The following is a 5371-nucleotide window of genomic DNA, read 5'->3' on the forward strand; positions in this document are numbered from 1 at the left end:
CCTGGCTGTAGGCGACGGCGGTGTCGGCGGCGGCGGCGAAGATCTTGCCCTTGCCGTCCGCCTCGGCCCGCTGCGCCGCGCCGTTGTAGACCTTCTCGAAGACGCGCGGGACGGCCAGCAGGAAGGTGGGGTGGAACGTTCCAAGATCGTCCTGCAGGGTGCCGGGGGTGCCGTGCGCCAGCACCATCCCGCACTCGACGCAGCCCACCTGCACCAGCCGCGCGAACACGTGCGCGAGCGGCAGGAACAGCAGCGTGGACGCGCCGTCCCCGGTGATCTCCGGCACCCCGGCGAGCACGACGTTGCGCGCGGTGGCCAGGAAGTTCGCGTGGGTCAGCTCGCAGCCGCGCGGCCGGCCGGTCGTGCCGGACGTGTAGACGATCGTCGCCAGGTCCGCCGCCCGCCGCGACCGCCGCCGGGCGGTCAGCTCCTCGTCGGAGACCGCCGCGCCCCAGGCGGCGAGCCGGTCCAGGTCGTCCGGCTCGAGGCCGCAGACGTGCGCGAGGCCGGGCAGCGAGCCCCGGACGGCGGCGACCGCCGACCGGTTCCCGGCGGTCTCGACGAAGATCCCGCGCGCGCCCGAGTCCCCGAGGATCCAGGCGACCTGCTCGGCCGAGGACGTCTCGTACACCGGGACGGTGACGCCGCCCGCCGCCCAGATCGCGTAGTCCAGGACGGTCCACTCGTACCGGGTGCGCGCCATCAGCGCGATCCGGTCGCCGGGCTCGATCCCGACCGCGATCAGCCCCTTGGCGAGCCGCGCGACGTCGGCCGCGAACTCGCCGGCCGTCACCGCGCTCCAGGCGTCCCCGCCCGCCGCCGGGACGCGGCGGCGGGCGACGATCCGGGCGGGGGCGCGGTCCGCGCGGTCGAACGGGGCGTCGGTCAGGTTCGCCCCGTCCGGGAACCGCTCCTGGACGGGGACGTCGGTCTCGCGCATCAGTGCCTCACGGACGGGTCAGGAGTAGAGGGCGTCGATCTCGCGGGCGAAGTCCTTCATCACCACGTGCCGGCGCACCTTGAGGCTCGGGGTCATGTGCCCGGCCTCCTCGGTGAAGTCGACGCCGAGGATCTCGTACTTCTTGATCGCCTCGGCGTGCGACACGGACTTGTTGGCGGCGGCCACCGCGCGGTCGATCTCGGCGACCACGTCGGCGTCCCGGCGCAGCTCCTCGACGGTCATCGCGGTGGGCTTGCCGTGCTGGGCCTTCCACGGGACGAGCGCCTCCTCGTCCAGGGTGATCAGGGCGCTGATGAACTTGCGGCCGTCGCCGACCACGATCGCCTGGCTGATCAGCGGACAGGCGCGCAGCCGGTCCTCCAGCGGCGCGGGGGCCACGTTCTTGCCCGCCGCCGTGACCAGGATCTCCTTCTTGCGCCCGGTGATCCTGAGGTAGCCGTCCTCGTCGAGCTCGCCGAGGTCGCCGGTGTGGAACCAGCCGTCCTCGACGGCCTCCGCGGTCGCCTTCTCGTTGTTCCAGTAGCCGCGCAGGATGTTGACGCCCTTGGCGAGCACCTCGCCGTCCTCGGCGATCCGCACCGCCACGCCCGGGATCGGCTGCCCGACGGTGCCGATCTTCAGCGCGGACGGCCGGTTCACGGTGATCGGGGCGGTGGTCTCGGTCAGGCCGTAGCCCTCCAGGATGGTGATCCCGACGCCGCGGAAGAAGTGCCCGAGCCGCTCGCCGAGGGCCGCGCCGCCGGACACCGCGTAGTCCACCCGCCCGCCGACGGCCGCGCGCAGCTTGCCGTAGACGAGCACGTCGAAGACCTTGTGCTTGAGCCGCAGCTTGAGGTCGGGGCCGCCCGCCGACAGGGCCTTGCTGTAGGCGATGGCGGTCTCGGTGGCGGCGGCGAAGATCTTGCCCTTGCCGCCGGCGATCGCCTTCTGCTCGGCGCCGCCGTAGACCTTCTCGAACACGCGCGGGACGGCGAGCAGGAACGACGGCCGGAAGGTCTCCAGGTCGGGCAGCAGGCTCTTGATGTCGCTGTGCCCGAGGACGATCGCGCCCTCGATGGTCGCGACCTGGATGAGCCGCGCGAACACGTGCGCGAGCGGCAGGAACAGCAGCGTGGACGAGCCGCCGACGGTGACCTCGGCGAGCGCGCCCTGGATGGCGTTGCGCGCGGTCAGCACCAGGTTCCCGTGGGTCAGCTCGCAGCCCTTGGGGCGGCCGGTCGTGCCGGAGGTGTACACGAGCGTCGCGACGTCGTCCGAGGTCGGAATGTGGCGGCGCTTGTCGATCTCGGCGTCCGGGACCTCCGCGCCGGAGGCGCTCAGCTCGGCGACCGCGCCCGCCTCGATGCCCCAGACATGCTCGAGGCCCGGGAGCTCGGCCCGGACCTCGGCGATGGTCGCGAAGTGCTCGTCGGTCTCGGCGAACACGGCCTTGGCGCCGGAGTCGCCGATGATCCACTTCACCTGCTCGGGGGAGGAGGTCTCGTAGATCGGGACGCTCACGCCGCCCACCGCCCAGACGGCGTAGTCGATCAGCGTCCACTCGTAGCGGGTGCGGGACATCAGCGCGACCCGGTCGCCGGGCTCGATCCCGGCGGCGACCAGGCCCTTGCCGAGGGCGGTGACCTCGGCGGCGAACTCGCCGGCCGTCACGGCGGTCCAGGCTCCGCCCGCGCCGCGACGCCGCAGGACGATCGTGGCGGGCTTCTCGGCGGCCCGGGTGAAAGGCGCGTCGGTCAGGTTGGTGGAGTCGGGGACCTCCACCAAGGCGGGGACGCTGAACTCGCGCACGGCCACTCCTCGGTTGATCACGGCTTAAGGCGGGGACGACGGTACAACCTCTTGCTACTCGATGGTAGCTACGGGTCCGCGCAGGTCGGTAGCGGCGAGCCCGCCGGTGATCGCGGGCGGGGCGGCCCTCCCGCCCGGGACGATCATCCGCCGGCCCGCCGTGCCGTCGCGGGAGCCGTTGTGGTTCCGAGTAAACAGGGCCCGCGGACCGCCGCGGGACCGGCGCGGGCCGCCGGTTCCGGACACCGGCTCCCCACCTGCCCCGAAGCCGTTCGCGTGATCGTCGCCACACGGTCACAGCCGGGCAACGGCCGGGGTGGGCGGCGGTCCGGCGGGGACCGCCGGTCTACCCTTGACCAGGACGGATCCGGCTCGGGCAGGGAGGCGCGCGTGGCGCTGCTGGAAGTGATCGCGCTGACCGCGCGGGACGCGGCCGCCGCCGAGGAGGGCGGCGCGGACCGCCTCGAACTGGTCGCGGACATGGCCGCCGACGGCCTCACCCCGGATCCTGAGGTCGTCGCGGAGATCCGGCGGGCGACCCGGCTGCCGATGCGGGCGATGCTCCGCGCCAACCCGGGCTTCCGCACCACCGCGCCCGAGCTGGACCGGCTGCGCCGCGCCGCCGAGGGCCTCGCCGAGGCCGGCGCGGACGGGTTCGTGCTCGGCTTCCTCGACCCGTTCGGCGCGGTGGACGCCGCGTCGGTCGCCAAGATCGTCAACGCGCTCCCGGACGACCTGCCGTGGACGTTCCACCGGGCGCTCGACCACGCCGCCGACCCGGTCGCCGGGTGGGCGGCCGTCCGGATGCTGGGCTGCGACACCGTCCTCACCGCCGGGTCCGCGCGCGGCGTGGAGGCGGGCCTGGACGTGCTGGTGCGCCGCGCCGCCGAAGGCCCGGCGTCGGCGCGCCTGCTGATGGCGGGCGGGGGACTGCGCCGCAAGCACGTCGCCGTCCTCGCCGCCGCCGGGGTCGGGGCCTTCCACGTCGGCACGGCCGTCCGGCCCGAGGGCTCGTGGGACGCGCCGGTCGACGCCGCTCTCGTCGCGGACTGGCGCGCCCTGGTGACCGCCGCCTCGTCCTGACCGGCCGTGCCCGGACCGCCGGACGCCTATTAGGCTCGTTTCATGCGGATCCATGTGGTGAGTGACGTCCATGGCCGCGCGGATGCGCTCAGGCATGCCGGGGACGGCGCGGACGCGCTGGTCTGCCTGGGCGACCTGATCCTGTTCCTCGACTACTCCGACCACGGGCGGGGCATCTTCGCCGACCTGTTCGGGGCGGAGAACGCCGATCGCTTCATCGCGCTGCGCACGGCCAAGCGGTTCGACGAGGCGCGGGAGTTCTCCCGGCGGATGTGGTCCTCGCTGGACGGGGACGCCTGGCCGCACATCGAGAAGGCCGTCCGGGGGCAGTACGCGGAGCTGTTCGACGCGATGCCGACGCCGGCCTACCTCACCTACGGCAATGTGGACGTGCCGCGGATGTGGGCCGACTTCCTCCGGCCGGGTCACCGCGTCCTGGACGGCGAGGTCGCCGACATCGGCGGCGTCCGGTTCGGGTTCGTCGGCGGCGGGCTGCGGACGGTCTACCGGACCCCGAACGAGATCGACGACGCGGAGTTCGCGGCGAAGGTCGAGGCGGTCGGCGCGGTGGACGTGCTGTGCTGCCACATCCCGCCGGCCGTCCCGGACCTGCTGTACGACACGGTCGCGCGGCGGTTCGAGCGGGGCAGCGAGGCGGTGCTGGAGGCGATCCGCGCCACGTCCCCGCGCTACGTGCTGTTCGGCCATGTGCACCAGCCGCTCGCCCGGCGGAGGCGAATAGGCCGCACCGAATGCATCAATGTGGGACATTTCCGGGCGAGTGGGAAGCCCTACGTACTGACGATCTGACCGGAACTCCGCGAGGATGTGTCCGGCGCGGGAACGGCGGCGGACGCTTCAGCGCGGCCGGCGACCCCAGCGGATGGCAGCAGCAGAGCCGGAGGGAAAGGACCCATGGCGGACCGCACGAGCTCGTCCATCACGATCAGGGCCCCGCGGGCCGACATCATGGCGGTGATCGCCGACCTCCGGGCCTACCCGGACTGGGCGAGCGGGATCCGCGCCTTCGAGGTCACCGAGACCGGCGACGACGGCCGTGCCCGGCGCGCCCGGATGACCTTCGAGGGCGGACCGATCAGCGACACCGTCGGGCTCGCCTACACCTGGGAGGGCGACGACGCCGTCCGCTGGGAGCTGGTCGAGCCGGGCGCGGTGGTGACCGGCCTGCACGGCGCCTACACCCTGGCCGAGACCGGGCCCGGGGAGACCGAGGTCACCTACGAGCTGGCCGTGGACGTCCGGATCCCGATGATCGGCATGGTCCGGCGCAAGGGCGAGAAGCGGATCATCGACTCCGCCCTCAAGGGCCTGCGCCGGCACGTCGAGGGCTGAGCGGTGTGCCGCGCGGCGCGCGAGCCGCTACCGTTGCCCGCCGACCAGGGATGGACAATGTTCTCATGACCGACCAGCAGCCAGGCGACGTCCTCGACGAGGCGGCCAAGCTCTTCGACGCCGTCCGGCGCCGGGTGGGCCAGGCCGCGCGCGCGGCCTCGTCCGTGGCGTCCGGCATCTCCGGAG

General features: G+C 73.5%; 5 protein-coding genes. 3 read left to right on the forward strand and 2 right to left on the reverse strand.

Annotation, left to right across the window (positions count from 1 at the left end; all coding sequences use genetic code 11):
* Positions 1–940 (reverse strand): AMP-binding protein (locus AB0J52_RS25705; RefSeq protein ID WP_500184811.1); only part of this gene is annotated, 940 nt, incomplete at its 3' end.
* A gap of 18 nt (positions 941–958) precedes the next feature.
* Positions 959–2749 carry an AMP-dependent synthetase/ligase gene (locus tag AB0J52_RS25710; protein WP_500184812.1) on the reverse strand — a complete coding sequence of 597 codons (1791 nt, stop codon included), beginning with the start codon at positions 2747–2749 and terminating at the stop codon, positions 959–961.
* Positions 2750–3139: 390 nt separating this feature from the next.
* On the opposite strand from AB0J52_RS25710, the gene AB0J52_RS25715 reads away from it, so the two are divergent.
* The 3 genes from AB0J52_RS25715 to AB0J52_RS25725 all read left to right on the forward strand — a co-directional run bounded on the left by AB0J52_RS25715 (position 3140) and on the right by AB0J52_RS25725 (position 5185).
* The gene (locus AB0J52_RS25715; protein WP_500184813.1) at positions 3140–3832 is read left to right on the forward strand and encodes a copper homeostasis protein CutC; all 693 of its coding nucleotides are present in this window, start codon (positions 3140–3142) and stop codon (positions 3830–3832) included.
* Positions 3833–3874: 42 nt separating this feature from the next.
* On the forward strand, positions 3875–4642 hold the full coding sequence (locus AB0J52_RS25720) for a metallophosphoesterase family protein (RefSeq protein ID WP_500184814.1): 768 nt from the start codon (positions 3875–3877) through the stop codon (positions 4640–4642).
* A gap of 105 nt (positions 4643–4747) precedes the next feature.
* On the forward strand, positions 4748–5185 hold the full coding sequence (locus tag AB0J52_RS25725) for an SRPBCC family protein (RefSeq protein ID WP_500184815.1): 438 nt from the start codon (positions 4748–4750) through the stop codon (positions 5183–5185).
* The last annotated feature ends 186 nt before the right edge of the window (positions 5186–5371 follow it).

The organism is Spirillospora sp. NPDC049652 (assembly GCF_040675125.1).
Taxonomy (GTDB): Bacteria; Actinomycetota; Actinomycetes; order Streptosporangiales; family Streptosporangiaceae; genus Spirillospora.

Bases quoted from the DNA above. Each gene is read 5' to 3' on its own strand.
- AB0J52_RS25725 (WP_500184815.1), top strand. From the start codon at position 4,748: ATGGCGGACCGCACGAGCTCGTCCATCACGATCAGGGCCCCGCGGGCC.
- AB0J52_RS25720 (WP_500184814.1), top strand. From the start codon at position 3,875: ATGCGGATCCATGTGGTGAGTGACGTCCATGGCCGCGCGGATGCGCTC.